Source organism: Polaromonas sp. Polasp52, from assembly GCF_059491565.1.
Genome location: NZ_CP168513.1, coordinates 2,494,752 through 2,516,416, shown reverse-complemented (window position 1 = coordinate 2,516,416; position 21,665 = coordinate 2,494,752). Strand labels below are relative to the sequence as shown.

The following is a 21,665-nucleotide window of genomic DNA, read 5'->3' as shown; positions in this document are numbered from 1 at the left end:
TAACAGTGGGTTGGGTGGATGGGGGTATGGAGTCAGGGGGTCAAGCGCGTTTGGCGAGCTTGGCGGGTTGGGGCTGGTCGCGCATCTCTTCATAGAGGCGGATTTTTTTGCGTATATAGGCCAGGGTCTCGCGCTGGGTGCGTATCTCGGCCTCGAGGCGTTCGGCATGGGCCTCGAGCAGGGCCTGGCGTTCAGCCATGCTGGCCGCGGAAGAATTGCCTATGCGCAGCAGCTGGGCATAACGCTGCATGTCGCGCATGGACATGCCGGTGGCGCGCAGCCGCACCAGAAAGTCCAGCCAGCGCATGTCGGCATCGTTGTAGCGGCGCGCGCCGCTGCGCCTGTCTATGGGGGCGATCAGGCCTATCTGTTCGTAATAGCGCAGGGTGTAGGCGCTCAGGCCCGAGGCCTGGGCGGCTTCGGCGATGGTCAGGGAAACAGTGGGTGCATCAGTCATGGCTTGACTTTAAGACTTCGAGCGCGCTCTAAGTCAAGCGAGTCCGCCGAAAAAACCCTATTGGCATTGTTGGGTCGTTGTGCCGAGGCCTGTGCCTTGAATGCAGGCCCTTCATTTGAATTTATCCGCAGATTACGCAGATTTACACAGATGAAGACATCCGACCACAGGATCAAAAAGCTCTGAAAATCTTGCCGGCGTTGTTGTACCGCCTCCATGCCAAGACATCCGTCCTGTCTTGGACGCGGACCCCTTGTTTTTAATCTGTGTAAATCTGCGTCATCTGCGGATTTGAATTCTGCGGACCCGAATTCATCCGCAGATGACGCAGATGAACGCAGATAAAGACATCCTGAGCAACAGGATCAAAAAAACTTTGATCTGTCTCGCTCGCCAGCGCTTAGCGCGTAATCACCACCAGCACACTGCAGGGCGCATGTGCGATCAGTGATTTGGAGACCGAGCCGCGCCACCAGCGGGCGGCCCAGCCTTCGAGGTGTTTGTGGCCGACGACGATCAGGTCGGCGTCCATCTGTTTGGCGTAGTTCGCGATTTCATCGACGGTTTCGCCGTAGAGCACTTCGCCCTTGGCCTCATGGCCGGCTTCTATGAGCCGGCGCAGGCCGTCGTTGAGGATGCCCTGGTACCTGGCCTTGTCTTCCTCGATGATGCTTTGTTCGTAGATCACACCTTCGGCGGCGACGACCCGCCGCTGCAGGGACATCACGGCGATCAGTGTCAAGGAGGCCCCGCTCCACTGCGCGATCTCGCGGCAGTCCAGCAAGGCTTTCTGGCCGGGTGTGGAACCGTCGTAAGCCAGCAAAATTCGTTTGTACATGATGTGTCTCCCGAATGAAGTGACTGGGCGATTCCAGAATAGGCCTGCCGTGGGTGCCGGTCAAATGATCGCCCCTGCGGCAGCAGGGTCGCCGCACTGGCGGTGGGGAAATACACAGGCGACAATCGGAACTCAGCCCCGATTTTTCCGACGACTCCCCGACCCCACAAAGCAGCCCATGACCCAAGACCCCCAGCGCGCACAGGAACTCAAGAAGATGGAACTTTGCGAGTCCTGCGCGGGCATACAGCGCCACTGGCGCAAGGCGCCCGGCCACCCGGAGCTGGTGCAGGGCGACCCGCGCCATGAAACGCGGCGCCACGGCCTGATCACCATCACGCGCTACAAATGCGACCGTTGCGGCACGGCCTGGGAATACGAGAACGACAAGACCAACCAGAAGGCCGGCTGGTCTGTGGTGGGGCGCTGAAGGGCCCCTGCTTTACGCGAGGTTCACGCGATTGCGGCATTGGCTGACGCCGGAAACTCTGCATGGGGTGCAGCATCGAAGGGATGATGAAAGCACCCGACCCACAACACTCCCCGCAACGGCGCCGCTTATTGGCCGCCACCACACACCTGGCCATAGGCGGCGCGGCCTGGCTGGCGCTGTCTGGCGCGCAGGCCCAGCCCAGCTACACGGTGACGACGGCCCAGCTGCAGGACGCGGTTGCCAAGCGCTTTCCGCTGCGCAAACGCGCCGAGGGCATCCTGGACATCACGGTGCAGGCGCCGCAGCTGCGCATGATGCCCGAGCTGAACCGGCTGGGCGCGGTGATGGCCGTCGAAGCCGGCGGCCCCGCACTGCGGCGCGCCTACCCCGGCACCTTTGACCTGGACTTCGCGCTGCGTTATGAGGCCAGCGACATGACCATACGCGCGCACCAGCTGCGCGTGAACACGCTGCAGTTCGAGGGTGTGCCGCCCGAGATCTCCCTGCTGCTGGCCAGCTACGGGCCGCAGCTGGCGGAGCAGGCGCTGCAGGGCGCGGTGCTGCACACACTCAAACCGCAAGACCTGGCGCTGCCCGACAGCATGGGCGTGCAGCCGGGCAGCATCACGGTGACGGCCAGGGGGCTGGTGATTGGGTTTGTGAACAAGCAGCAGCCTTGAGGGGTCTTGCTCCTTCCCCCGCTGGGGGAAGGCAGGGATGGGGGCTTGCGGCGTTTGAAACTTCGCCGGCATGTGCTTGAAGGCCGCTGGCCCCCACCCCAACCCCCCCCAGCGGGGGAGGGAGTTAAAACTCAAAGCGCGGAGAGGCCCGGCTTAGCAGCTGCGCCCTGGGCTCGGTGGGCCAGGCGGCTATCAGCTCCTGCGCCAGGGTATTGAGCAAGCGTGCCACGTCCTCGGCCGCCGAAGCATGCAGGGCTTCGGCCACGATGAGCACGTCGCGTGTGCCTACGCTGACGGCGGACAGGCCGCTTTGCCGGTTCGTCCAGCGGCGCGCATGGGCGTTGGGGGCCGCTTCTGCTGCTTCAGTGGCGTCGGCGAATATCACCTCGCCGGGCTCGGGGTGTTCGATCTCGCCGCCAAAGGTCTGGTAGTTTTCAGCGCCTGTGGCGTAGCGCACTTCAAGCTGTTGCGACACCCTGGCGATGTCAAACACGGCAATCGGAATCGCAAAGGCCAGCGAGACGGCATTGCACAAATCGACCAGCGGATGCAGCGGGGGCAAGGCGTTCTCCTTGCGAAAGCGCCGCAGCAGCGACTCGGAGGCGCAGCGGTATTGCGTGGGCTTGAGGCCCATGCTGGAAAACACCCGCCGCCAGGCCTGCACTTCGGGAAACTCGCTTTCGGGGCCGGCGGCCAGCCGGGCTTGCGCGATGGCGTTAAAGCGGGCGACCTGCGGGGCGACGTCCACATTCGCGCTGATGCCACCGGCGTGCAGCACGCCGGGCACCAGGTTGGGGTAGTCGGCCCAGAGGGCGTCTGAATGGCGAAACAACATGTAGGCGCTCCGGTGGTCTGTGAGGAGAAACACCGCGCAGTCTGCCCCCGCGCCGGGCCGGCGTCTTGAACGTTATTGCAGCGTGCCGCCGGCCGCGCGTGCCGTGGCTTGCTGCCAGGCGCCGGGCGTGAAGCCGAACTGGCGCGTGAAGAGGCGCGTCATATGGCTCTGGTCGGCAAAGCCGCAGGCGGCGGCCGCCTGGGCCAGGCCGGTGCCGCCGCGTATCAGGCTGCGCGCGCGCTCGGCGCGCTGCTGCAGCAGCCAGGCGTGGGGCGTGAGGCCAAAGGCTTTTTCAAAATGCCGCAGCAGCTGGAAGCGGCTCAGGCCCGCCATGCGCGCCATCTCGGCCAGGGTGGGTGGCGCGAGCAGATCGGCGGCGATGCGCTCGCGCACCTGGTGGATGTGCGGGTTGATGGCCGCGATGGCCGTGACGGGTTTGGCGGGGCGCTCAGCGGCCAGGGTGTGGCGCTGCGTGAGCAGTTCACAGACGCGCGCCAGCGACTCTTCGCAGGCGAGTGCATCGATGCCCGCACTGCCGCCGCTCCATTGCTGGAGGCGCAGCAGCAGCTGCTCCAGCGCCAGCCTGAGCCGCGCATCCTGGGCGACGGGCCGGGTCAGCTCTATCGAGGCCGCATAGTGCACGCCCAGCGCGGCGGCCATGGCGGCGGGCTCGAGGTAGAGCATGCGCCAGCGCCGCGAAGGCCCGCCCAGCGGCTGGCCGTCATGCACCTCGCCGGGGTTGCACATCAGGATGTCGCCGGCATAGGCCTGAACCTGGCCGCGGCCGCTGGCCGAGGTTTGCGCGCCCTGCTGCAGCCAGCCCACGCCAAAGACGGCATGCGAATGGCGGCGGTAGTGGCGCGCGCTGTCGATGTGCGTGCCATACACGCCGTCCCAGGGCGTAGCCAGGACGCGGCATTGGTGCGGGGGCGGGGCGGGCATGAAGGGGATGATGCCACCGGCCAGGCCGGTGCGCCATGCCTTGCGCGGCCGCGGCTTCAGCGCCGCTGGAGCTGCTCAAGCGCCCCGTGCCAGTCTTCCACGTGGTAGCTCAGCACGATTTTGTTGTCCTCGACCGTGTGGATGTCGATGGCCATGATCTCGAAGCCGCGGCCCGTGAAGGGCGCCCCCATGAAGGGCGCGACAGGCGTGGCGGTGGCACGGCCGCGAACCACAAAACGATTGCCGGCCTGCAGGATTTCCTCGACCTTCCAGCTCAGGTTGGGGAGGGCGCCGCCCACCCGCTGCAGCTGCGCGAGGAACTGGTCGCGTGTCTTCACCGGGCTTGCGTAGTCGCCTATGCTTTGCCAGCCAGGCGAGAGCACCCTGGCCATGCGTGCCGGCAGGTCGGGGCTGGTGGTGGCGCTCAGCACGTCGCTGTAGAGCGCCTGCACCACATCCCGGTCGGCGGCCTGGACCGCGCCGGCGAGGCCGCTTGCCAGGGCGAGGGCCGTGAGGGCTTTTTTCATGTGTTGACTCCGTGTTGTGGGTGAACAAGCCGCTCAGTGCGATGCCCGCACGATGACCTTGCCGCGGGCATGGCCGCCCGCCACCTGCTCGAGGGCGGCGCGCGCGTCGTCGAGTGGGTGGATCGTGTCCAGCACGATCTGCAACTGCTTGGCCTTGAAGCTCTCCAGAATCCCAGACAGGGCCGCGGCATCGTGCTGGAAGAACACAAAGGTGCCCGCCTGGTTGCCGCGCGGCTTGACGGCGAAGTCGACGGTGCTCACCACCGCGCCCCGGGGCGCGAGCACCTGCCATGAACGCTCGAGCGTGTCGCCGCCCACCGTGTCTAGGACCAGGTCCACCCCGCGCAGCAGGCCGGCGAAGTCCTGGCGCTGGTAGTCGATCACCTCGTGGGCGCCCAGCTCCCCGGCCAGGCCCATGTTGCGCGCCGAGGCGGTGACGATGACATGCGCCCCGGCCTGCCTGGCGAATTGCACGGCAAAGCTGCCGACACCGCCCGCTGCCGCATGGACGAGCACGCGTTGCCCGGCTTGCAGCTTGCCGGCACCGAACAAAGCGAGCCAGGCCGTGCCCGCGGCGGTCGGCAATGCGGCGGCCTGCTCGAAACTCATGTCGGCCGGCATGGGGCTCAGGGCCTGCTCGGGGACGACGGCCGCCTGCGCGAAAGCGCCGCCGACTGTGGGCTCCAGGCGGCCCACCACGCGGTCGCCGGGTTTGAACCGGGCCACGCCGGGGCCGGCCTGCAAGACCACACCGGCCAGGTCGGTGCCCAGCGTGTAGGGCAGGTTCACCGGGAACACCTGCTGCATATGGCCGGCCAGCATCTTGAGGTCCAGCGGGTTCACACTGGCGGCTTCTATGCGCAGGGACACCTGGCCGGGGCCGGGTTCGGCCGGCGCGAGGTCTTCGAGCACGGCCAGGCTGGGGTTGCCGAATTCGTGGATACGCAGCGCTTTCATGCCGTGCCCTCGCCAGCCTGCTTACCGAGTGCCGGAAAGGCGCCCAGCTGCTGGAACAGGCCGAACCAGTCCTCCATATGCCAGGTCCGCTTGATGCGCTCGCCCTCGAATTCGTGGAACTCATGGATGCGAAAGCTGACCTTCCTGCCGGTGGCCGCGATGCCGAAGAGGGGCCCCAGGTGGGTGCCGGTGATCTCGGCGCGCACCGCGGCGCGGCCCTGGTCCATCAGCACCTCATGGGCCGTGATGCGCACGTCGGGCAGCGCTTCGATGAAGCCGCGGATGATGGGCTTGAGGCCTTCGGGCCCGGGGCCCTGGCCGGGCGCCAGGGGGATGTCGTCCCAGTCGGCGGTGACGGCGTCATCCAGGAGATCGGGGTTCTGGTCGCTGAACGCGCGGTACAGCAGGTCTATGGACTGGCGCCGCGCCTGGTCCTGCGCGCTGGGGTTGCCGGGGTTGGAATGGCTCATGAAGTGATCCTTGTTGGGGTGGTGAAGTGGTGAAGCAACGGCGGAATTCTGGGCACCGCGTTACCATCTGTCCAACAAATGATCTGTATAAATGAGTATTTGATTTATGGATTTTCATGGGATAGACCTGAACCTGCTCGCGGCTTTTGACGCGTTGGTGGAGGAGCGCAACGTGACCCGCGCCGCGGTGCGCATGGGCGTGAGCCAGCCGGCGATGAGCGCCGCGCTGTCGCGCCTGCGCACGCTGTTTGAAGACCCCTTGTTTCTGCGCAGCGCCGAAGGCCTGCTGCCCACGCCGCGCGCCAGGGACCTCGCCGGGCCCGTGGCGGATGCGCTGCGGCGGCTGGAGGCGGCCCTGGTGAAAAAGCCCGAGTTCGACCCGGCCCGGGTGACCATGGATTTCACCCTGGGCCTGTCGGACTACCCCGCCTTTGTGCTGCTGCCCGCGCTGTTGAATGCGCTGGAGAAAAAAGCGCCCGGCATCTCGCTGAGCGTGCGCAGCTTCAGCAGCCGGGACAGCGCGGTCGACCTGCTCGACGCCGGCTTGATCGATGCGGCGGTCGGCGTGCCGCCCACGCAGGCGGAAAGCCGGATACTGACCCGCCCCATCCTGCGCGACGACTTCGTCACCATCGTGCGCCGCGACCATCCCGACGCGCGGCGCGGCATGAACCTGAAAACCTTTTTGTCGCTGCAGCATGTGCTGGCCTCGCCCGAAGGCGATCGCCATGGCCTGGTGGACGAAGCGCTCGCGCAGCTCGGCAAGCGCCGCAAGCTGGCGCTGAGCCTGCCGCAGATGTTCGCGATACCGGCGGTGGTCGCCCAGACCCGGATGACCGCCACGGTCATGAAGCGGGTGGCCCTGCATTCACCGGCCCGGCGCATGCTGGTGCTGTTTCCGCCGCCCGTCGCGCTGCCGCAAGTGCCGTTCGACCTCATCTGGCACCGGCGCAGCGAAACCAACCCGGCCCAGGTGTGGCTCAGGGCATTGATGGAGTCGCTGGCGAAGTCCTTGTAGCCTTGCGCCTTGCCTTGTTGGGAAAGGGCTGGCGGCCCGCGGCGCAAAGCTATGATCCAGCGCAGAGGGGGCGCACCGCCACAGGCCAGGCCTGCGGTGCGCCGGAGGGCAAGTGAAGCAGGACCCGGGGCGGCCGGGTCGGCCACAACACAAAAACACCATGATGAAAAGAAACACCAAACTGGCCCTGGGGGCCGCGGGGGCCGTGCTGCTGCTGGCGGTGGCAACGGCCGTGCTGATCAGCGTGGACAGCCGGGCCTGGCGCGGCAAGCAGGACAAGGCGACGGCGGCGGCCGTGGCGACTGCAGTCACCGCGCCGCCGGACACCAGCAAAATCCTCGCGGGCATGCAGGAGGTGCTGGCCGGCTACCGCAAAATCATTGTGCTGTTTGCCGATGAAAAAAGCCTGGGCACGAACGAGCGCGCCATGGCCAACCAGGTGGGCCAGGGCCTGTTCCATGAAAACCGCGAGCGTGTGGCCGCTCTGGAGGCGCAGATGGCGGCGCTGGCGGCTTCGGGTAACGCGCAGCGCTTTGACGCGATGGCCGGGCTGCTGGACTACATCGAGAGCGACAAGTCCCTGTTCGACGCGGACCGCCTGGCCTTTCGCGAACTGCTGCGCAGCCTGCAGGCCGCGGTGGCGGCGGACTCTTCGCTGCCGGCGATCAAGCTGCACAAGCGCATAGGCGAGGACCTGGACGCGCTGCAGGAGATAGAGCGCAATTACGAAAAAGAAATACGCCTGGTCTTCGGCCGCTTTGAGCCGCGCGCGATTGACCTGAAGCGCGAGCGCTGGGAGGACTATCTGGCCAGCCTCAAGAAGCTGTACACGCGCGCGCAGATTTTGAAGGACTTCGGTGTGGTGATGCCCTACCCCGCACCCAAGGCGCCCACGCGCAAGGCCAAGGGCGAGGAAGAGGGCGAAGTGTTCGGCTACAGCCTGCCGCCCAAGACCGTGGTGCTGACCTTTGACGACGGCCCGCACGGCGTGTACACGGCGGAGATCGCGGCGATTCTCAAGCAGTATGGCGCGCCGGCCATCTTCTTCCAGGTGGGCAGCAACCTGGGCACGGTGGGGGCCGACGGCAAGACCAAACTCGGCCCGCGCGCCGAGGTGAGCCGCAAGCTGCTGGAGGCGGGCCACACGCTGGCCAACCACAGCATGACGCATGCGCAGCTTTCCAAACTCAAGGGCGACGGGCTCAAGTCGGAGGTGCTGGGCACCGACGAGCTGCTCAAGGCGGTGGATGCGCGGCGTTCGCCGCTGTTTCGCTTTCCGTATGGCGCGCGCAATGACGAGGGCCTGGACCTGCTGTCGGGCGCGCAGCTGCGCTCGGTGATGTGGAACATCGATTCGCTGGACTGGGCCGACCCGGTGCCCAGCTCGATTGTGGAGCGCGTGCTGCGCACGGTGGAGAAGGAAGGGCGCGGCATCATCCTGTTCCACGACATCCATGAGCGCACGGTCAAAGCCCTGCCGGCCATCCTGGACCGGCTGGTGGCCGAGGGCTACCAGTTCGCGAACTGGGACGGCAGCGGTTTCAGCATCGCCAAGGGCGCAGCGGCGGCGCCGGCCCCTGTGGCGGCCAACCCGGGCTACAGCGACTCATGGGCCGTGGTGATAGGCATCGACGACTATGCCCACTGGCCCAAGCTGCAGTACGCGGTGCGCGACGCCCGGGCCATCCGCGAGACGCTGGTGCAGCGCTTCGGCTTCAGCGCCGAGCATGTACTGTCGCTGGAAAACCGCGAGGCGACGCGCGCCGGCATACTCGCGGCCTTTAACGACAAGCTGGCGCGCAGCGGCATGAAAAAGAACGACAGGCTGTTTGTGTTCTTCGCGGGCCACGGCGCGACGCGCCAGCTGAGCTCGGGCCGCGACCTGGGCTACATCATCCCGGCCGATTCGGACCCGAACAAACTCGCGACCGACGCGGTGCCCATGACAGAGCTGCAGAACATCGCCGAAAGCGTGACGGCCAAACATGTGCTGTTTGTGATGGATGCCTGCTACAGCGGCCTGGGGCTGACGCGCGGCGCGGGCAGCGGCAACTTCTTGCGGGACAACGCCAAGCGCCTGGGCCGGCAGATGCTGACGGCCGGCGGCGCCGACCAGCTGGTGGCCGACGGCGGGCCCAACGGGCATTCGGTGTTTACCTGGACGCTGCTGCAGGCCATGGCCGGCAAGGCCGACCTCAACGGCGACGGCCTGATCACCGCGACCGAGCTGGCCGCGTATGTGGCGCCGGCGGTGTCGGCTGTGTCGCGCCAGACGCCGGCCTTCGGCAGCCTGCCGGGATCGGAAGGCGGCGACTTTGTGTTCGCGCTGCCGGTGGAGGCGGAGTTTTTGAGCGCGCAGACCAGCCAGTTGTCGGGGGACGCGATCGCGCTGAACAGCAAGCTCGATGCGACGCGGCCGCCGGTGCCGGCCACTGCCGCCGCGCCCGCTGCCGCCGACAGCCCCGCCGCGCTGCCGGTATCGGCCACGGTGGTGGTGAAGGATTTGCAGGGCGGCGAGCAGAAGATCGTCACGCCGCTGGCCGTGCCGAGTTCGGCGCGCCAGCTGGCGCAGCGCGCCAACGACCGCGGCCTGCAGCTCTACAAGGAAAAAAATTACGCCGAAGCGGAAGCGCAGTTCACCGAGGCGCTGAAGCTGCGGCCGGACTTCGCGCTGGCCGCGAACAACCTGGGCTTTGTCTACTTCAAGCAGGACAAGTTCAAGGAAGCGGCGCGCTGGTTTGAGAACACGGTGAAGATGGACCCATCACGCGCGATTGCCTACCTGAACCTGGGCGACGCCCATGCGAAGGCCGGCGACGGCGAGAAGGCCAGGAAAGCCTTTCGCGCCTACCTGGAGCTCGCGCCCACGGGGCCGGGCGCGGGCCATGCGAAGCAGGAGCTGGAGAAGGGCTGAGCCGCGACAGGCCAGGCGGAAAAACAAAAAGGGGCAGCTGAAACAGCTGCCCCTTTTTTTGCGCGCTTGCTTACTTGCTTGCGGCGGCTTTCACGTCGGTCTTGGCTTCGGCCTTGACAGCATTGGTGTCGAGCTTGGCCTTGGCCTTGTCGGCGCCGGTTTCCACTTTCAGCGAGTCGACCTTGGCGTTGGCGTCAACCTTGGTGGAAGCGGCTTTGGCGTCTGCCTTGATGCCGGTCTTTTCAGCCTTGGCGTTGGCCTTGGCCTGGTCGTCAGCGTCGGCCTTGGCAGCTTTGGCTTCGGCCTTGGCTTTCACCTTGGCAGCCTTGGCATCGGCCTTGGCGGTTTTTGCGGCGGCTGCGGCTTCGGCCTTGGCGACCTTGGCGTCTGCCTTGGCATCGACCTTGGCTTCGCTCTTCACGGCACCGGCGACAGCTTTGTCGGCCTTGGCTTCCGCCTTGACTTCAGCTTTGGTTGCAGCCGAAGCGGCCGGTGCGGTGGGTGCAGGGGTTTGTGCGGAAGCGATGCCAACGAACAGGGTGGCAATCAGGGTAGCGAGCAGTTTGTTCATGAGAGAGAGTCCTTTGGATATGGAAGGTTGAATCGTTGATATCACGTAGCCTCGTGTTCAACGGCATGGCGCCGCGCGCTGTTGACCCCGCACACACACCGTTGCACTTGAGGGCTTGCGCTTAACCTCTTTTGTCGCTGTGCGGCGACAAATGCGTGGGCAGCATGGCCGCCATGTAGGATGTGGCGCATCGAGACTGCAGGACAAAAGCGAACGGCATGCGCAACACAACACCCTCCCAAAAAATCGTCATCGCGGGCGGCGGCGTGATCGGCAGCGCGATCGCCTACTTTCTTGCAAGCCATCCGCGCTTTAGCGGCGAGGTCACGGTGATAGAGCGCGACCCGACTTATGCGCAGGCTTCGTCGGCGCTGTCGGCCAGCTCGATACGCCAGCAGTTCTCGCAACCGGTGAACATCGCGGTCTCGCAGTTCGGCATTGAATTTCTTCGCAACATCCACCAGCACCTCGCGGTGGATGGCGATGTGCCCGAGATTGGTTTGGCCGAGCGCGGCTATCTGTACCTGGCCACGGACGCCGGTGCGGCCACCTTGCGCGAGAACCATGCGACGCAGCGCGCCATGGGCGTGGAGGTTGCGCTGCTGGAGCCCGCGCAATTGCGGCAGCGCTTTCCGTGGCTCAATGTGGACGACCTCGCGCTGGGTTCTTTGGGCCTGGCGGGCGAGGGCTGGTTTGATGGCTACGGCCTGCTGATGGCTTTTAAACATAAGGCGCGCAGCCTGGGCGTGCAATATGTGAAAGCCGAAGCCACGGGCTTTGTGCACAGCGCGGGCCGCGTAACAGCAGTGAGCTTGCAGGGCGGCGCGCAGTTGTCTTGCGACTGGGCGGTGAACGCGGCGGGCGCCTGGGCGCGGCCGCTGATGGCAAACACCGGGCTGGACCTGCCGGTGTATGGGCGCAGGCGCTGTGTCTACGCATTTGCCAGCCCCGCGAAGACACCGGGTTGCCCGCTGGTGATAGACACCAGCGGCCTGTGGTTCCGGCCCGAGGGCGATATCTGGATTTGCGGCCTGCCGCCCGCCGAGGGCAATGACGCCAACGACGCGCCGCTGGACGTGGACCACGAACTCTTCGACCAGGCCTGGCTGACGCTGGCGCACCGCGTGCCGGGTTTTGAGGCGCTGCGCCTGCAGCGCGCCTGGGCCGGCTACTACGAATACAACACGCTGGACCATAACGCGCTGCTGGGGCCGCACCCGCTGCTGCCGAATTTGCTGCTGGCCAATGGCTTTAGCGGCCACGGCCTGCAGCAGTCGCCGGCCGTGGGGCGGGGCCTGGCGGAGTGGATTTGCGAGGGGGCTTACACCAGCCTGGATTTGTCGCCGCTGGCGGCCGGGCGGCTGGTAAGCGGTGAGGCCTTAGTTGAAAAGAATGTGATTTAGGCAGCGGGCAAGAGAGAAAAAGCGCTTTTGAGCCGCATTTCCGAAAATACGGCTCATTTTTTGAGCCGTATTTGCTTGCGCTTTATTTCTCGCTGTCCAGATGCGCCATCTGCTCAGCCCCATACCGCGTGCCGGCCACGGCATCGGCCGGCAGCGCGGCTTCAATGCGCTTAAGGTCTTCGCTGCCCAGCGTGAGCTTGAGCGCACCCAGCGATTCGTCCAGCTGCTTCAAGGTGCGCGAGCCGACCAGCGCCACCATGTCCACGCCCAGGGCCTTGCCGCGCGCCAGCACCCAGGCAATCGCGACCTGCGAGGCCGTGGCGCCCAGGCCGGCGGCGAGTTGCTGCAGCACGTCGACCAGCTGCTGGTTTTTGGCGGCGTTGTCGCCGGTGAAGCGCGGCAGGTGGGCACGGAAGTCGTTCGGCCCCGTGGGTTTGGAGCCTGACAGCAGGCCGCGTGAGAGCACGCCGTAGGCGGTGACGCCTATGCCCAGCTGCCTGAGCACGGGAAAGATCTCGGCCTCGGGCCCGCGGCTGATCAGCGAGTACTCGATCTGCAGGTCGGAAATCGGGTGCACGGCGTGGGCTTTTTGGATGGTGTCGACACCGACTTCGCTCAGGCCTATGTGGCGTACAAAACCGGCTTTGACCATGTCGGCGATGGCGCCAATCGTGTCTTCGATGGGCACGTTCGGGTCGAGCCGCGCGATGCGGTAGATGTCGATGTGGTCGGTGCCCAGGCGCTGCAGGCTGTGGGCCAGGAAGTTCTTGACGGCGGCAGGCCGGCCGTCCATGCCTATCCAGCCGGCGCTGGGGTCGCGCAGCGCGCCGAACTTGACGGAGATGAGTGCCTCGTCGCGCCGGCCCTTGAGCGCACGGCCCAGCAGCATTTCGTTGTGGCCCATGCCGTAGAAGTCGCCGGTGTCTATGAGGTTGATGCCGGCGTCGAGTGCCGCGTGAATCGTGGCGATGCTTTGCGCTTCGTCCGCCGCGCCATACATGGCGGACATGCCCATGGCGCCCAGGCCTATGGCGGAAACGGATTGCGGGCCTTTGGCGCCCAGGCGGGTTTGGGCAAGGGTGGTGGTGTTCATGGGGAGCCTTTCGGTGAATTCGGAGTCAGTGAATGGATGTGCGGTAGAAGGACTGTATTGATTTCAATTACAGGAATAAACTGCAAACTACCTAAATAACTGTTACCTAATTCAAGAACAATAAGGCTGGATTCATGAGTGTTGACCGCTACAAAGCGATGGAAGTGTTTAACCGCGTGGTCGAGCTGGGCAGCTTTACCGCGGCGGCCACGGCGCTGCACATGCCCAAGGCGCGCGTGACGACGACGGTGCAGGAACTGGAAGCCCACCTGGGCGTGCGCCTGCTGAACCGCACGACGCGCCGGCTGAGCCTGACGGACGATGGCGCGCTGTACCACCAGCGGGCGCTGGCCATGCTGCAGGACATGGGCGAGCTCGAAGGCGCGCTGCGCCGCGCGGTGGCCACGCCGGCCGGGCGGCTGCGTGTGGACGTGCCGGCCGCCGTGGGCCGGCATGTGGTCTCGCCGGCATTGCCGGAATTCTTCAAGCGCTACCCGGACATGGTGCTGGAGCTGGGCAGCAGCGACAGGCCGGTGGACCTGGTGGCCGAGGGCGTGGACTGCGTGATACGCGGCGGCCTGCTGCACGACGAAACCCTGGTTGCGCGGCCGCTGGGTCGGCTCAAGGTGGTGACCTGCGCCGCGCCCTCCTACCTGGCGCAGTACGGCACGCCGAAAACCCTGGAAGACCTGGAGCAGCACCGCTTCGTGAACTTCCATTCGGCCAAGACCGGCAAGATTTTTCCATTCGAGTTTTCCAAGGACGGCGAGCTGCGGCAAATCAACCGCCCGCACTGGGTGACCTGCAACGACGCCGACAGCCACATGGGCGCGGTGCTGGCCGGCCTGGGCCTGGCGCAGCCGCCACTCACACGGCGCACCTGCGCGCTGCTGGAGAGCGGTGCGCTGGTGCGCGTGCTGCCCGACTGGCAGCCCGAAGACCTGCCCATGGTGGTGATGTACCCGCGCAACCGCCACCTGACGGCCAAGGTCAGGGCCTTTGCCGACTGGGTGGCGGAGGTGTTCAAGGCGGAGTTCGCGGCGGGCGCAAAGCTCTACCCGCAGTAGCGGCGCGGCCTCAGGCGGTCGCGCGGCTCAGCTTGACGGGCGCGAAATCGACAGGCACCGCGAACGCCACATTGACGTAGTTGGTGAAGAGGTTGAGCGCCACATGCGCGAGGATCTCGACCAGCTGTTCGTCGCTGAAGCCGGCCTTGCGCACGGCCTGCACGTCGGCCTCGGAGACATTGCCGCGTTCGTTCACGAGCTTGAGCGCGAAGGCGAGCGCCGCGGCGGTGGCCGGGTCGGCGGATTCACCGCGCTGCGCGGCAGCCATGCCCTCGGCGCTGACGCCGGCCTTGCGGCCCAGCGCGGTGTGCGCGGCCAGGCAGTACTCGCAGGCGTTGCGGTCGGCGACGGCCACGGCAATCTGCTCGCCGAGTTTGGCGCCAAGGGTGCCGCCGCCCAGGGCGCCGAAGAAGCCCCACATGCTTTGGAGCGCGGCCGGCGAATTGGCAACGGCCTTGAACATATTCGGCGTGGCGCCAAAAGCCTGGTGGACCTGGTCGAGCAGGGTTTTGCGCTCGGCGGTGGTGGCGTTGCGGTCTATCAATGGGATGCGTGACATGGCGGAATCCTTGGAAAGTTGGAAGGGAAAACTGAACATTTCGTGCGGGCCGGGGGCCTGAGGCCCCTCGCTGCACGGGATGCAGTTTCCCGCGACAATCAGGACGGATTGGATCAATTCATCCACCAAATCACTCTTATCGTCCAGACGCACCCCAACCCACATTTCCCCATGAACCAAGGACTGGACCGGCTTTCCGCCCTGATGGACCGCTTTCGCGTGCGGGCCCATATGTTCCACAACGGGCCGCTGTGCGGCGTCACACACTTCACGCCCGAGGCCGGGCTGGGATTTTTGCATGTGATGCGGCGCGGGACCATGGTGGTGACGCATCGCGCGGGCACAGGCGCGCCGCGGCGCGTGGAGGTGAACGAACCCAGCCTGGTGTTTTACCCAAGGCCTTTGGCGCACGACTTTCACAACGCGCCGGTGGAAGGCGCCGACTTCACCTGCGCGACGCTGGCCTTTGACGGCGGCGCCGGCCACCCGCTGGCGCGTGCCCTGCCGGCGCTGGTGGTGCTGCCGCTGGCGCGCGTGCAGGGGCTGGAGCACACGCTGGCCTTGCTGTTTGCCGAAATCGAGCAGGTACGCTGCGGCCAGCGCCTGCTGGCCGACCGGCTGTTCGAGGTGTTGCTGCTGCAGTTGCTGCGCTGGCTGCTGGACCACCCGCCCGAAGGCGGCGCGCCCGAGGGCTTGCTGGCGGGCCTGGCCGAACCGCGCCTGGCGCGCGCGCTGGTCGCGGTGCATGAAAAGCCCGGTGAGGCCTGGAGCCTGGAGCGGCTGGCGCAAGCCGCCGGCATGTCGCGCAGCGCCTTCGCGCTGCTGTTCAAGCAGAAGGTCGGGCAGACGCCGGCGGACTACCTGGCGAACTGGCGGCTGGCGATTGCCCAGGCCGAGCTGCGCGGCGGGCAGTCCCTCAAAGCCATTGCCGCGCGGCTCGGTTATGCGAATGCGTCAGCGCTGTCGCGGCTCTTTGTGCAGAAGACGGGGGTCTCGCCGCGTGAGTGGGCCAAGGCGATTTCCTAGCGGCCTTGCGGCACCAAGGCCAGCAGCACAAAACCGCCGGCCAGCGCGAGGTTCTTGAAGAAGTGCAGGACCTGGTTGCGCAAGGCTTGCGGCGTCGCGGCCCAGAAGTTGTGGGCGATGAAAGCGTCGGCCAGCAAAAAGGTCGCGGCGGCCAACGCGAACCAGCGCACCTGCCAGCCGAAGGCGAGCGCCAGGCCGGCGGCGACCTCGATCACGCTGGTGGCAGCGCCCAGGTAGTTGCGCTGCTTTGCCGAATCGAGAAAGTGTGAGGCACCGGGGCCTATGAAGGCCAGGGCCATCAGCGTGCGGGCCAAGGCCACGATGAGAGCGGGATTCATGGTGTGCTTTCTGAAGAGATTTGAGTGAGCGGCGGGGTGCGGCTTGCGACACCCGCCCCGGCGCGAGCCTCAAGCGGCCCGGCGCACCACAGGCTTGAGCATGTCGGCGATGCCTATGCGCTGGGCGAATTCCTCGCGCACACGTTCGGCCACCACCGTGACTTCAGCGGCACCATCGTCGATGAAGTCGGTCACCGAGCGGAAGGGCCGCGTGCCGGCGGGCAGGCCGACGATGCGGGTGATGTCGTCGGCCACGGCCTGCGGGTCGGCGTGCTCGGGGCTGAGGGCCGAGAGGCGCTCGCCGACTTTGTCCATCACGCCGTCGTAGCGGGCGTAGGCGGCTGTCGTCGCTTCATCGGCGGGCTTGCCAGCGCTGGGGAAGTGGTCCGTGCCTTTGGTGAAGGCGCCTGGCACGACGATGGAGGTCTCGATGCCGAAGCGGGCGAGCTCATAGGACATGGTCACAGCCATCGAATCCATCGCGGCCTTGGCGGCGGCATAGGGGCCGAGGAAGGGCGGGAAACCGCCGCGCACCGTGCTGCTGCCGACCCACAGCACGAGGCCCGCTTCCGCCTTGCGCATGACCGGCAACACGGCACGGTTCACGCGCTGGCTACCCAGGAAATTGGTGTCCAGCACCTTGATGATTTCTTCGGGCGTGTAGGCCTCGGCAGGGCCGACCACCAGGTGGCCGGCGTTGTGCACGATGACGTCGAGGCGGCCCTGCTCGGCCAGGATGTGCGCCACGGCGGCGTCGGCCGAAGCTTGCGAGAGCACGTCGAGTTCAACGGCGCGCAGATCGAAGCCTTTGGCAAAACTCCAGTCGCGCAGCTCACGCACCTTGGGCGCGTTGCGGCCCTGGATGTCGCGCATGCTGGCATACACGGTGTGGCCGGCCTGCGCGAGTGAATGGGCGCTGAGATGGCCTATGCCGGTGCCTGCACCGGTGACGAGGATGACGGATTTCATGGTGTGTGTCTTTCTGGAAAGGGTTTGAAGCTTGGAAAATGTTTTGTTGAACCGGCGAAAGGGCGCGCAGTAGAAAGCTGCAGCCCTTTCAAACAACGCCTCCATTTGCCCGCAAGGTTTGGCCGTTGACCCAGGCCGAGTTCTCGCTGACCAGGAACGCGACGGCACTCGCGATGTCCTCAGGCGTGCCCAGGCGTTCCAGCGGCGCCATCCTGGACATGCGCTCCACCGTCTCGGGCGTCTTGCCGTTGAGGAAGAGGGCGGTGGCCGTGGGGCCGGGGGCGATCGCGTTGATGCGGATGTTCTTGCCGCGCAACTCTTTGGCCATGATGTTGGTGAAAGTTTCCACCGCGCTCTTGGTGGCGCCATAGACCGCATAGCCGGGCAGGGCCAGGCCGGTCACGCTGGTCGAGAAATTGACGATGCGGCCGCCGGACTGCAGGCGGGTTGCGGCTTCACGCAGCGTGTTGAAGGTGCCTTTGACATTGACGGCAAAGAGGCGGTCAAAGGTGTCGTCGTCGGTGTCGGCCAGCGCGGGCAGGCTGGGCGGCATGATGCCGGCGTTGTTGACCAGCACGTCGACGCGGCCGAAGGCCTTGATGCTTGCGTCGAACAGGGCTTTGACGGCGGCGGAACTGGCGACGTCGGCCTGCACGGCAATGGCCTTGCCGCCGGCGGCGGTGATGGACTGCACCACGGCCTGGGCTTCTTCGGCCTGGCCGGCGTAGTTGACGACGACGGCGTAGCCCTCTTGCGCAAGGCGCTGGGCGACGGCCGCGCCTATGCCGCGCGAGGCGCCGGTGACGAGGGCAACTTGGGTGGATGCGGAAGCGGTCATCTGGAACTCCTGAAATTGATAAAGGTTGGTTGGCTCTGACCGCCCGGGGCGCTGATGTGCTGTGCGCTTTTGGTGAGTCAGTGAAGGTATTGTTCTATTCAATCCACATGCGATAAATACCGTAAACTTGCCATCACTGTTCAATAAACACAAACAATTGGACCCAGCCAGATGGACCGTTTTCATTCGATGCAGCTCTTCACCCGCATCGTGGAGTTGGGCAGTTTTACGAAGGCGGCCGACGACCTGCATCTGCCGCGCGCAACCGTGACGCACGCGCTGCAGCAGCTGGAAAAACGCCTGGGCGCGCGGCTCTTGCACCGCACGACGCGGCATGTGAGCCCCACGCAGGACGGCGCGGCCTATTACGAGCGCTGCCTGCGCCTGTTGACCGACCTGGAAGAGGCCGAGTCGGCGTTTGTGAACGTGGGCAGCAAGCCGCGCGGCAAGCTGCGCGTGGACTTGCACGGCACGCTGGCCAGGCATTTTTTGCTGCCGGTGATCGGCGATTTTTTTGCGCGCTACCCGGACATCGAACTCGAAATCGGCATGGGCGACCGGCTGGTGGACCTGGTGCGCGAGGGGGTGGACTGCGTGCTGCGTGTGGGCGAGCTGGCCGAGTCCAGCATGGTGGGGCGGCGCGTGGCCCTGCTTGAACAGGTCACCTGCGCGAGCCGCGAATACCTGGACACACACGGCACGCCCGACACGATAGAGGCGCTGCGCGGGCACCGCGCCGTCAACTTCCTCTCAAGCCGCACCGGCAAGGCGCTGCCTTTTGATTTCATCGTGGACGGCGTGCCACGCCAGGTGCAACTCAAGGGCTCGGTCGCGGTGACGGACGCCGACGCCTACAAGGCCTGCTGCGCCGCGCACCTGGGTTTTATCCAGGTGCCGCGCTACCACCTGGCCGCGCAGCTGGAGGCGGGCGCACTGGTGGAAGTGCTGGCGCAATTCAGGCCGGCGCCCATGCCGGTGTCTGTGCTGTATCCGCACCACCGGCAGCTCTCACCGCGCGTGCGGGTGTTCGTGGATTGGGTGGCCGACGTCATGGCCCACGCGCGCTGAGAACTCAACGCGCCAGTGGCAGCGCATAAGCGCGCACATAGTCGCCCGCGCGCGTGCCCAGCGAGCCGTGGCCGCCAGCCACTACCAGCACATACTGCCGGCCGTCGGTGCCGGTGTAGCTCATGGGCGTGGCCTGGCCGCCGGCGGGCAGGCGTGACTTCCAGAGTTCGTCGCCGTTGTTGACGTCGTAGGCGCGCACATAGTCGTCCAGCGTGCCTGAGAGAAAGGCGACGCCGCCGGCCGTGGCGAGCGGGCCGCCCAGGTTGGGCACGCCCATACGGAGGGGCAGTGGCACGGGCGAGAGGTCGCGCACCGTGCCGTTCTTGTGCTGCCAGGCTATCGCGCCGGTGACGAGGTCGGCGCCGGCCACATAACCCCAGGGCGGCGCCTGGCAAGGAACGCCCAGCGGCGACAAAAAGGCGCTGAGCTTGACGGCAAAGGGCGCGCCGAAGTTTTCATTGAGCGAGGGCAGGCTGCCTTCGGGCCGCTGCTTGCCCTGGACCATCAGCGTCGTGTCGTCGCCGCGCGGCACCAGCTTGGAAACAAAGGCCAGGTAGGTCGGCGTGCTGAACACCATCTGCCGCACCGGGTCGACGGCCACGCCGCCCCAGTTGAAGACGCCGAAGTTGCCGGGGTAGACCAGCGTGCCCTGCGTGGACGGCGGCGTGAAGCGGCCCTCATAACGCAGGCGCTGAAAAGCGATGCGGCAATACAGCTGGTCGAACATGGTGGCGCCCCACATGTCGCGGCCGGTCAGCGGCGGCGGGTTGAAGGACAGCGCCGACTTGGGCTGGGTGGGCGCACTGCGGTCGCCCTGCGCGGCGCCCTGCGGCGCGGGGACTTCGGTGACCGGCAGCAGCGGCGTGCCGGTGCGGCGGTCCAGCACAAAAATCTCGCCCTGCTTGGTGGGCTGCACCAGGGCGGGCACGCGGTTGCCGTTGATGTTGATATCCAGCAGGCTGGGCTGGGCCGGCACGTCGTAGTCCCAGAGGTCGTGGTGCACGGTCTGGAAGTTCCAGCGCACCTTGCCGGTGGCCAGGTCCAGCGCGACGACGGAGGAGGAATAGGTTTCCACCGCCGGGCTGCGATTGCCGCCCCATTGGTCGGGCGGCTGGTTGCCCAGGGGCACATAGACCATGCCCAGCGCCTCGTCGACGCTGGAGATGGACCAGCTGTTGGGCGAGTTGGCGGTGTAGGTCTGGCCGGGCGCAAGCGGCGCGCTGCTGTCGGGCCGGCCCGAATCCCAGGCCCATACCAGCGCGCCGGTGTTGATGTCGAAGGCCCGTATGACGCCGGACTGCTCTTTGGTGGAGACGTTGTCGAGCACGGTGCCGCCGACGATGAGGAGGCGCGACGTCACCACCACGGGCGAGGTCGAGTAATAGGCGCCGGGCTTGAGGTTGGGCATGCCGGCCCAGAGGTCTATCTGCCCGGTGCCGCCGCCAAAGGCGGTGCAGGGTTTGCCGGTCTCGGGGCTCAGCGCGATCACGCGCCCGTCGGCCGTGGGCATAAAAAGTTTGGCCGTGCAGCCGTCGGCGGCCGGGGGTTTGGGCGCGGTGGCCGGCGGCTGGTAGGACAGGCCGCGGCAGGTCAGGTGCTGCAGCGCAAGTTTGTCCTGGATCTCGGGGTTGAAGCGCCAGGCCTCGGCGCCGGTGGTGGCGTCAAGCGCGATCACCGACTGGTGCGGCGTGCAGAAGAACAGCCGGTTGCCGACTTTGAGCGGCGTCACCTCGAAAGTGGTTTCCTCGGGGTCGCCGGGGCGGCCGCGCATGTCGCCGGTGCGGTACTGCCAGGCCATCTCCAGGCTCTTGACGTTGTCGGGCGTGATTTGCGCCAGCGGTGAATAACGCTGGCCCAAGCCGGTGCGGCCGTAGGCATGCCATTCACCGGCCGGCACGGTGTCGGCCGGTTGCGCCGCAGTGCTGGCGCCCATGGGCGGCAGGGGCAGCATGCCCACCACGCGGTTGTCGTCGTGAAACCAGGTCACGACCGAGGCGACCAGGAAGGCGCCCAGCACCGAACCGAGGGCCCAGCGCCCGCCGCGCGCGCCCAGAAAGCCCTCGTGGCCGATGGCGTGGATGGGCCAGGTGCGGGCGACCCCGGGCGTCAGCAGGAAAAGCCCGATGACAAACACCACGCCGCCACGTGCGGCCAGCGGCCACCAGTCCAGCCCGGCCTCCCATAGCGCCCAGGCCAGTGTGCCGCCCACCACCAGGGCGAAAACCCACAGGCCGGACGGGCTGCGGCGGGCCAGCAGCACGCCCGCCAGCGCAAAGCCCAGGCCCGCGAGCAGGTAGTAGGAAGTGCCGCCCAGCACCACGAGCCAGCAGCCGGCAAGCAGCAGGGGCACGCCGAGCGCCAGCAGGACCAGGCCCGCGGCCCAGGCCGTGCGGCGTTTGAGCGGATCGACGGGCTTGAGCGCGGGGTTGACAGGGGAGGGGCTGTAAGACGGCATTTTTGTTCTTGGAAGGCCGCGCGAGACATGTCGACACAAGCGTCAACACAAACGACAAAAGGGCCCTGGAACGAATCTAGGCCGCGGGGGCCGGCGCCGCTGTCAGCCCGCGGCTGACACCGCTGTAGGAACACGGGGCCGGGGGGATGGGAAGTGTCGCGACCAGCGCAAGAAGCTGTGCACGGCCCTGCTAAGGGGAAAGGCGGT

The 21,665-nt window shown here is 66.5% G+C and carries 22 protein-coding genes; 8 read left to right on the top strand and 14 right to left on the bottom strand.

Annotated elements, in window-relative coordinates; genetic code table 11:
- Positions 1 to 40: 40 nt before the first annotated feature.
- On the bottom strand, positions 41 to 457 hold the full coding sequence (locus tag ACEN9P_RS11815) for a MerR family transcriptional regulator (protein WP_495622058.1): 417 nt from the start codon (positions 455 to 457) through the stop codon (positions 41 to 43).
- A gap of 400 nt (positions 458 to 857) precedes the next feature.
- Positions 858 to 1,295, bottom strand: a complete 438-nt coding sequence (locus ACEN9P_RS11810) for a universal stress protein (protein WP_477662259.1) — start codon at positions 1,293 to 1,295, stop codon at positions 858 to 860.
- A 178-nt stretch (positions 1,296 to 1,473) separates the two neighbouring features.
- Here ACEN9P_RS11810 and ACEN9P_RS11805 point away from each other — a divergent pair, with 178 nt between their 5' ends.
- Both ACEN9P_RS11805 and ACEN9P_RS11800 read left to right on the top strand, forming a co-directional pair.
- Positions 1,474 to 1,725 carry a hypothetical protein gene (locus ACEN9P_RS11805; protein ID WP_007874612.1) on the top strand — a complete coding sequence of 84 codons (252 nt, stop codon included), beginning with the start codon at positions 1,474 to 1,476 and terminating at the stop codon, positions 1,723 to 1,725.
- A gap of 83 nt (positions 1,726 to 1,808) precedes the next feature.
- On the top strand, positions 1,809 to 2,408 hold the full coding sequence (locus tag ACEN9P_RS11800) for a DUF1439 domain-containing protein (RefSeq protein ID WP_495622057.1): 600 nt from the start codon (positions 1,809 to 1,811) through the stop codon (positions 2,406 to 2,408).
- 124 nt (positions 2,409 to 2,532) lie between these two features.
- Here the strand turns inward: ACEN9P_RS11800 and ACEN9P_RS11795 are convergent, their stop codons facing one another.
- The 5 genes from ACEN9P_RS11795 to ACEN9P_RS11775 all read right to left on the bottom strand — a co-directional run bounded on the left by ACEN9P_RS11795 (position 2,533) and on the right by ACEN9P_RS11775 (position 6,139).
- Positions 2,533 to 3,243 (bottom strand): B3/B4 domain-containing protein, encoded by a 711-nt coding sequence (locus ACEN9P_RS11795; protein ID WP_495622056.1) that lies wholly within the window; start codon positions 3,241 to 3,243, stop codon positions 2,533 to 2,535.
- Between the two features lie 72 nt (positions 3,244 to 3,315).
- Complete coding sequence (locus ACEN9P_RS11790) at positions 3,316 to 4,185, bottom strand: helix-turn-helix domain-containing protein (protein WP_495622055.1); 870 nt, start codon at positions 4,183 to 4,185, stop codon at positions 3,316 to 3,318.
- Between the two features lie 56 nt (positions 4,186 to 4,241).
- Positions 4,242 to 4,712 (bottom strand): ester cyclase, encoded by a 471-nt coding sequence (locus tag ACEN9P_RS11785; RefSeq protein WP_495622054.1) that lies wholly within the window; start codon positions 4,710 to 4,712, stop codon positions 4,242 to 4,244.
- 33 nt (positions 4,713 to 4,745) lie between these two features.
- Positions 4,746 to 5,669, bottom strand: a complete 924-nt coding sequence (locus ACEN9P_RS11780; RefSeq protein WP_495622053.1) for an NADP-dependent oxidoreductase — start codon at positions 5,667 to 5,669, stop codon at positions 4,746 to 4,748.
- Positions 5,666 to 6,139, bottom strand: a complete 474-nt coding sequence (locus ACEN9P_RS11775; RefSeq protein WP_495622052.1) for an ester cyclase — start codon at positions 6,137 to 6,139, stop codon at positions 5,666 to 5,668. Before ACEN9P_RS11775 ends, ACEN9P_RS11780 begins: the two co-directional genes overlap by 4 nt.
- Positions 6,140 to 6,245: 106 nt before the next feature.
- Here ACEN9P_RS11775 and ACEN9P_RS11770 point away from each other — a divergent pair, with 106 nt between their 5' ends.
- Both ACEN9P_RS11770 and ACEN9P_RS11765 read left to right on the top strand, forming a co-directional pair.
- Positions 6,246 to 7,157: a LysR family transcriptional regulator gene (locus tag ACEN9P_RS11770; protein ID WP_495622051.1), complete on the top strand. Its 912-nt coding sequence runs from the start codon at positions 6,246 to 6,248 to the stop codon at positions 7,155 to 7,157.
- 160 nt (positions 7,158 to 7,317) lie between these two features.
- Positions 7,318 to 10,071 (top strand): polysaccharide deacetylase family protein, encoded by a 2,754-nt coding sequence (locus ACEN9P_RS11765; RefSeq protein ID WP_495622050.1) that lies wholly within the window; start codon positions 7,318 to 7,320, stop codon positions 10,069 to 10,071.
- Positions 10,072 to 10,141: 70 nt separating this feature from the next.
- Here the strand turns inward: ACEN9P_RS11765 and ACEN9P_RS11760 are convergent, their stop codons facing one another.
- The gene (locus ACEN9P_RS11760) at positions 10,142 to 10,642 is read right to left on the bottom strand and encodes a hypothetical protein (RefSeq protein ID WP_477662250.1); all 501 of its coding nucleotides are present in this window, start codon (positions 10,640 to 10,642) and stop codon (positions 10,142 to 10,144) included.
- A 218-nt stretch (positions 10,643 to 10,860) separates the two neighbouring features.
- Between ACEN9P_RS11760 and ACEN9P_RS11755 the strand changes: the two genes are divergently transcribed.
- Positions 10,861 to 12,045 (top strand): NAD(P)/FAD-dependent oxidoreductase, encoded by a 1,185-nt coding sequence (locus tag ACEN9P_RS11755; protein ID WP_495622049.1) that lies wholly within the window; start codon positions 10,861 to 10,863, stop codon positions 12,043 to 12,045.
- A gap of 82 nt (positions 12,046 to 12,127) precedes the next feature.
- On the opposite strand, the gene ACEN9P_RS11750 is transcribed toward ACEN9P_RS11755, so the two are convergent.
- The gene (locus ACEN9P_RS11750; protein ID WP_495622048.1) at positions 12,128 to 13,138 is read right to left on the bottom strand and encodes an aldo/keto reductase; all 1,011 of its coding nucleotides are present in this window, start codon (positions 13,136 to 13,138) and stop codon (positions 12,128 to 12,130) included.
- Positions 13,139 to 13,272: 134 nt separating this feature from the next.
- On the opposite strand from ACEN9P_RS11750, the gene ACEN9P_RS11745 reads away from it, so the two are divergent.
- Positions 13,273 to 14,205: a LysR family transcriptional regulator gene (locus ACEN9P_RS11745; protein ID WP_495622047.1), complete on the top strand. Its 933-nt coding sequence runs from the start codon at positions 13,273 to 13,275 to the stop codon at positions 14,203 to 14,205.
- Between the two features lie 10 nt (positions 14,206 to 14,215).
- Here ACEN9P_RS11745 and ACEN9P_RS11740 read toward each other — a convergent pair whose 3' ends face one another.
- Positions 14,216 to 14,764 (bottom strand): carboxymuconolactone decarboxylase family protein, encoded by a 549-nt coding sequence (locus ACEN9P_RS11740; RefSeq protein WP_495622046.1) that lies wholly within the window; start codon positions 14,762 to 14,764, stop codon positions 14,216 to 14,218.
- A 171-nt stretch (positions 14,765 to 14,935) separates the two neighbouring features.
- Here ACEN9P_RS11740 and ACEN9P_RS11735 point away from each other — a divergent pair, with 171 nt between their 5' ends.
- Positions 14,936 to 15,790, top strand: coding sequence for an AraC family transcriptional regulator (locus ACEN9P_RS11735; protein WP_495622045.1), 855 nt, complete (start codon positions 14,936 to 14,938; stop codon positions 15,788 to 15,790).
- Here ACEN9P_RS11735 and ACEN9P_RS11730 read toward each other — a convergent pair.
- The 3 genes from ACEN9P_RS11730 to ACEN9P_RS11720 form a co-directional block, all read right to left on the bottom strand.
- On the bottom strand, positions 15,787 to 16,128 hold the full coding sequence (locus ACEN9P_RS11730) for a hypothetical protein (protein WP_495622044.1): 342 nt from the start codon (positions 16,126 to 16,128) through the stop codon (positions 15,787 to 15,789). The two genes, ACEN9P_RS11735 and ACEN9P_RS11730, sit on opposite strands and share 4 nt — an antisense overlap.
- Before the next feature lie 69 nt (positions 16,129 to 16,197).
- Complete coding sequence (locus ACEN9P_RS11725) at positions 16,198 to 17,097, bottom strand: SDR family oxidoreductase (RefSeq protein WP_495622043.1); 900 nt, start codon at positions 17,095 to 17,097, stop codon at positions 16,198 to 16,200.
- An 88-nt stretch (positions 17,098 to 17,185) separates the two neighbouring features.
- Entirely contained in the window at positions 17,186 to 17,935 is a 750-nt protein-coding gene (locus ACEN9P_RS11720) for a glucose 1-dehydrogenase (protein WP_495622042.1), read from the bottom strand.
- 171 nt (positions 17,936 to 18,106) lie between these two features.
- On the opposite strand from ACEN9P_RS11720, the gene ACEN9P_RS11715 reads away from it, so the two are divergent.
- On the top strand, positions 18,107 to 19,003 hold the full coding sequence (locus ACEN9P_RS11715; protein WP_495622041.1) for a LysR family transcriptional regulator: 897 nt from the start codon (positions 18,107 to 18,109) through the stop codon (positions 19,001 to 19,003).
- Positions 19,004 to 19,007: 4 nt separating this feature from the next.
- Here the strand turns inward: ACEN9P_RS11715 and ACEN9P_RS11710 are convergent, their stop codons facing one another.
- Entirely contained in the window at positions 19,008 to 21,458 is a 2,451-nt protein-coding gene (locus ACEN9P_RS11710; RefSeq protein WP_495622040.1) for a glucose/quinate/shikimate family membrane-bound PQQ-dependent dehydrogenase, read from the bottom strand.
- Positions 21,459 to 21,665: the final 207 nt, after the last annotated feature.

Bases quoted from the DNA above. Each gene is read 5' to 3' on its own strand.
- ACEN9P_RS11815 (WP_495622058.1), bottom strand. From the start codon at position 457: ATGACTGATGCACCCACTGTTTCCCTGACCATCGCCGAAGCCGCCCAG.
- ACEN9P_RS11810 (WP_477662259.1), bottom strand. From the start codon at position 1,295: ATGTACAAACGAATTTTGCTGGCTTACGACGGTTCCACACCCGGCCAG.
- ACEN9P_RS11805 (WP_007874612.1), top strand. From the start codon at position 1,474: ATGACCCAAGACCCCCAGCGCGCACAGGAACTCAAGAAGATGGAACTT.
- ACEN9P_RS11800 (WP_495622057.1), top strand. From the start codon at position 1,809: ATGATGAAAGCACCCGACCCACAACACTCCCCGCAACGGCGCCGCTTA.
- ACEN9P_RS11795 (WP_495622056.1), bottom strand. From the start codon at position 3,243: ATGTTGTTTCGCCATTCAGACGCCCTCTGGGCCGACTACCCCAACCTG.
- ACEN9P_RS11790 (WP_495622055.1), bottom strand. From the start codon at position 4,185: ATGCCCGCCCCGCCCCCGCACCAATGCCGCGTCCTGGCTACGCCCTGG.
- ACEN9P_RS11785 (WP_495622054.1), bottom strand. From the start codon at position 4,712: ATGAAAAAAGCCCTCACGGCCCTCGCCCTGGCAAGCGGCCTCGCCGGC.
- ACEN9P_RS11780 (WP_495622053.1), bottom strand. From the start codon at position 5,669: ATGAAAGCGCTGCGTATCCACGAATTCGGCAACCCCAGCCTGGCCGTG.
- ACEN9P_RS11775 (WP_495622052.1), bottom strand. From the start codon at position 6,139: ATGAGCCATTCCAACCCCGGCAACCCCAGCGCGCAGGACCAGGCGCGG.
- ACEN9P_RS11770 (WP_495622051.1), top strand. From the start codon at position 6,246: ATGGATTTTCATGGGATAGACCTGAACCTGCTCGCGGCTTTTGACGCG.
- ACEN9P_RS11765 (WP_495622050.1), top strand. From the start codon at position 7,318: ATGATGAAAAGAAACACCAAACTGGCCCTGGGGGCCGCGGGGGCCGTG.
- ACEN9P_RS11760 (WP_477662250.1), bottom strand. From the start codon at position 10,642: ATGAACAAACTGCTCGCTACCCTGATTGCCACCCTGTTCGTTGGCATC.
- ACEN9P_RS11755 (WP_495622049.1), top strand. From the start codon at position 10,861: ATGCGCAACACAACACCCTCCCAAAAAATCGTCATCGCGGGCGGCGGC.
- ACEN9P_RS11750 (WP_495622048.1), bottom strand. From the start codon at position 13,138: ATGAACACCACCACCCTTGCCCAAACCCGCCTGGGCGCCAAAGGCCCG.
- ACEN9P_RS11745 (WP_495622047.1), top strand. From the start codon at position 13,273: ATGAGTGTTGACCGCTACAAAGCGATGGAAGTGTTTAACCGCGTGGTC.
- ACEN9P_RS11740 (WP_495622046.1), bottom strand. From the start codon at position 14,764: ATGTCACGCATCCCATTGATAGACCGCAACGCCACCACCGCCGAGCGC.
- ACEN9P_RS11735 (WP_495622045.1), top strand. From the start codon at position 14,936: ATGAACCAAGGACTGGACCGGCTTTCCGCCCTGATGGACCGCTTTCGC.
- ACEN9P_RS11730 (WP_495622044.1), bottom strand. From the start codon at position 16,128: ATGAATCCCGCTCTCATCGTGGCCTTGGCCCGCACGCTGATGGCCCTG.
- ACEN9P_RS11725 (WP_495622043.1), bottom strand. From the start codon at position 17,097: ATGAAATCCGTCATCCTCGTCACCGGTGCAGGCACCGGCATAGGCCAT.
- ACEN9P_RS11720 (WP_495622042.1), bottom strand. From the start codon at position 17,935: ATGACCGCTTCCGCATCCACCCAAGTTGCCCTCGTCACCGGCGCCTCG.
- ACEN9P_RS11715 (WP_495622041.1), top strand. From the start codon at position 18,107: ATGGACCGTTTTCATTCGATGCAGCTCTTCACCCGCATCGTGGAGTTG.
- ACEN9P_RS11710 (WP_495622040.1), bottom strand. From the start codon at position 21,458: ATGCCGTCTTACAGCCCCTCCCCTGTCAACCCCGCGCTCAAGCCCGTC.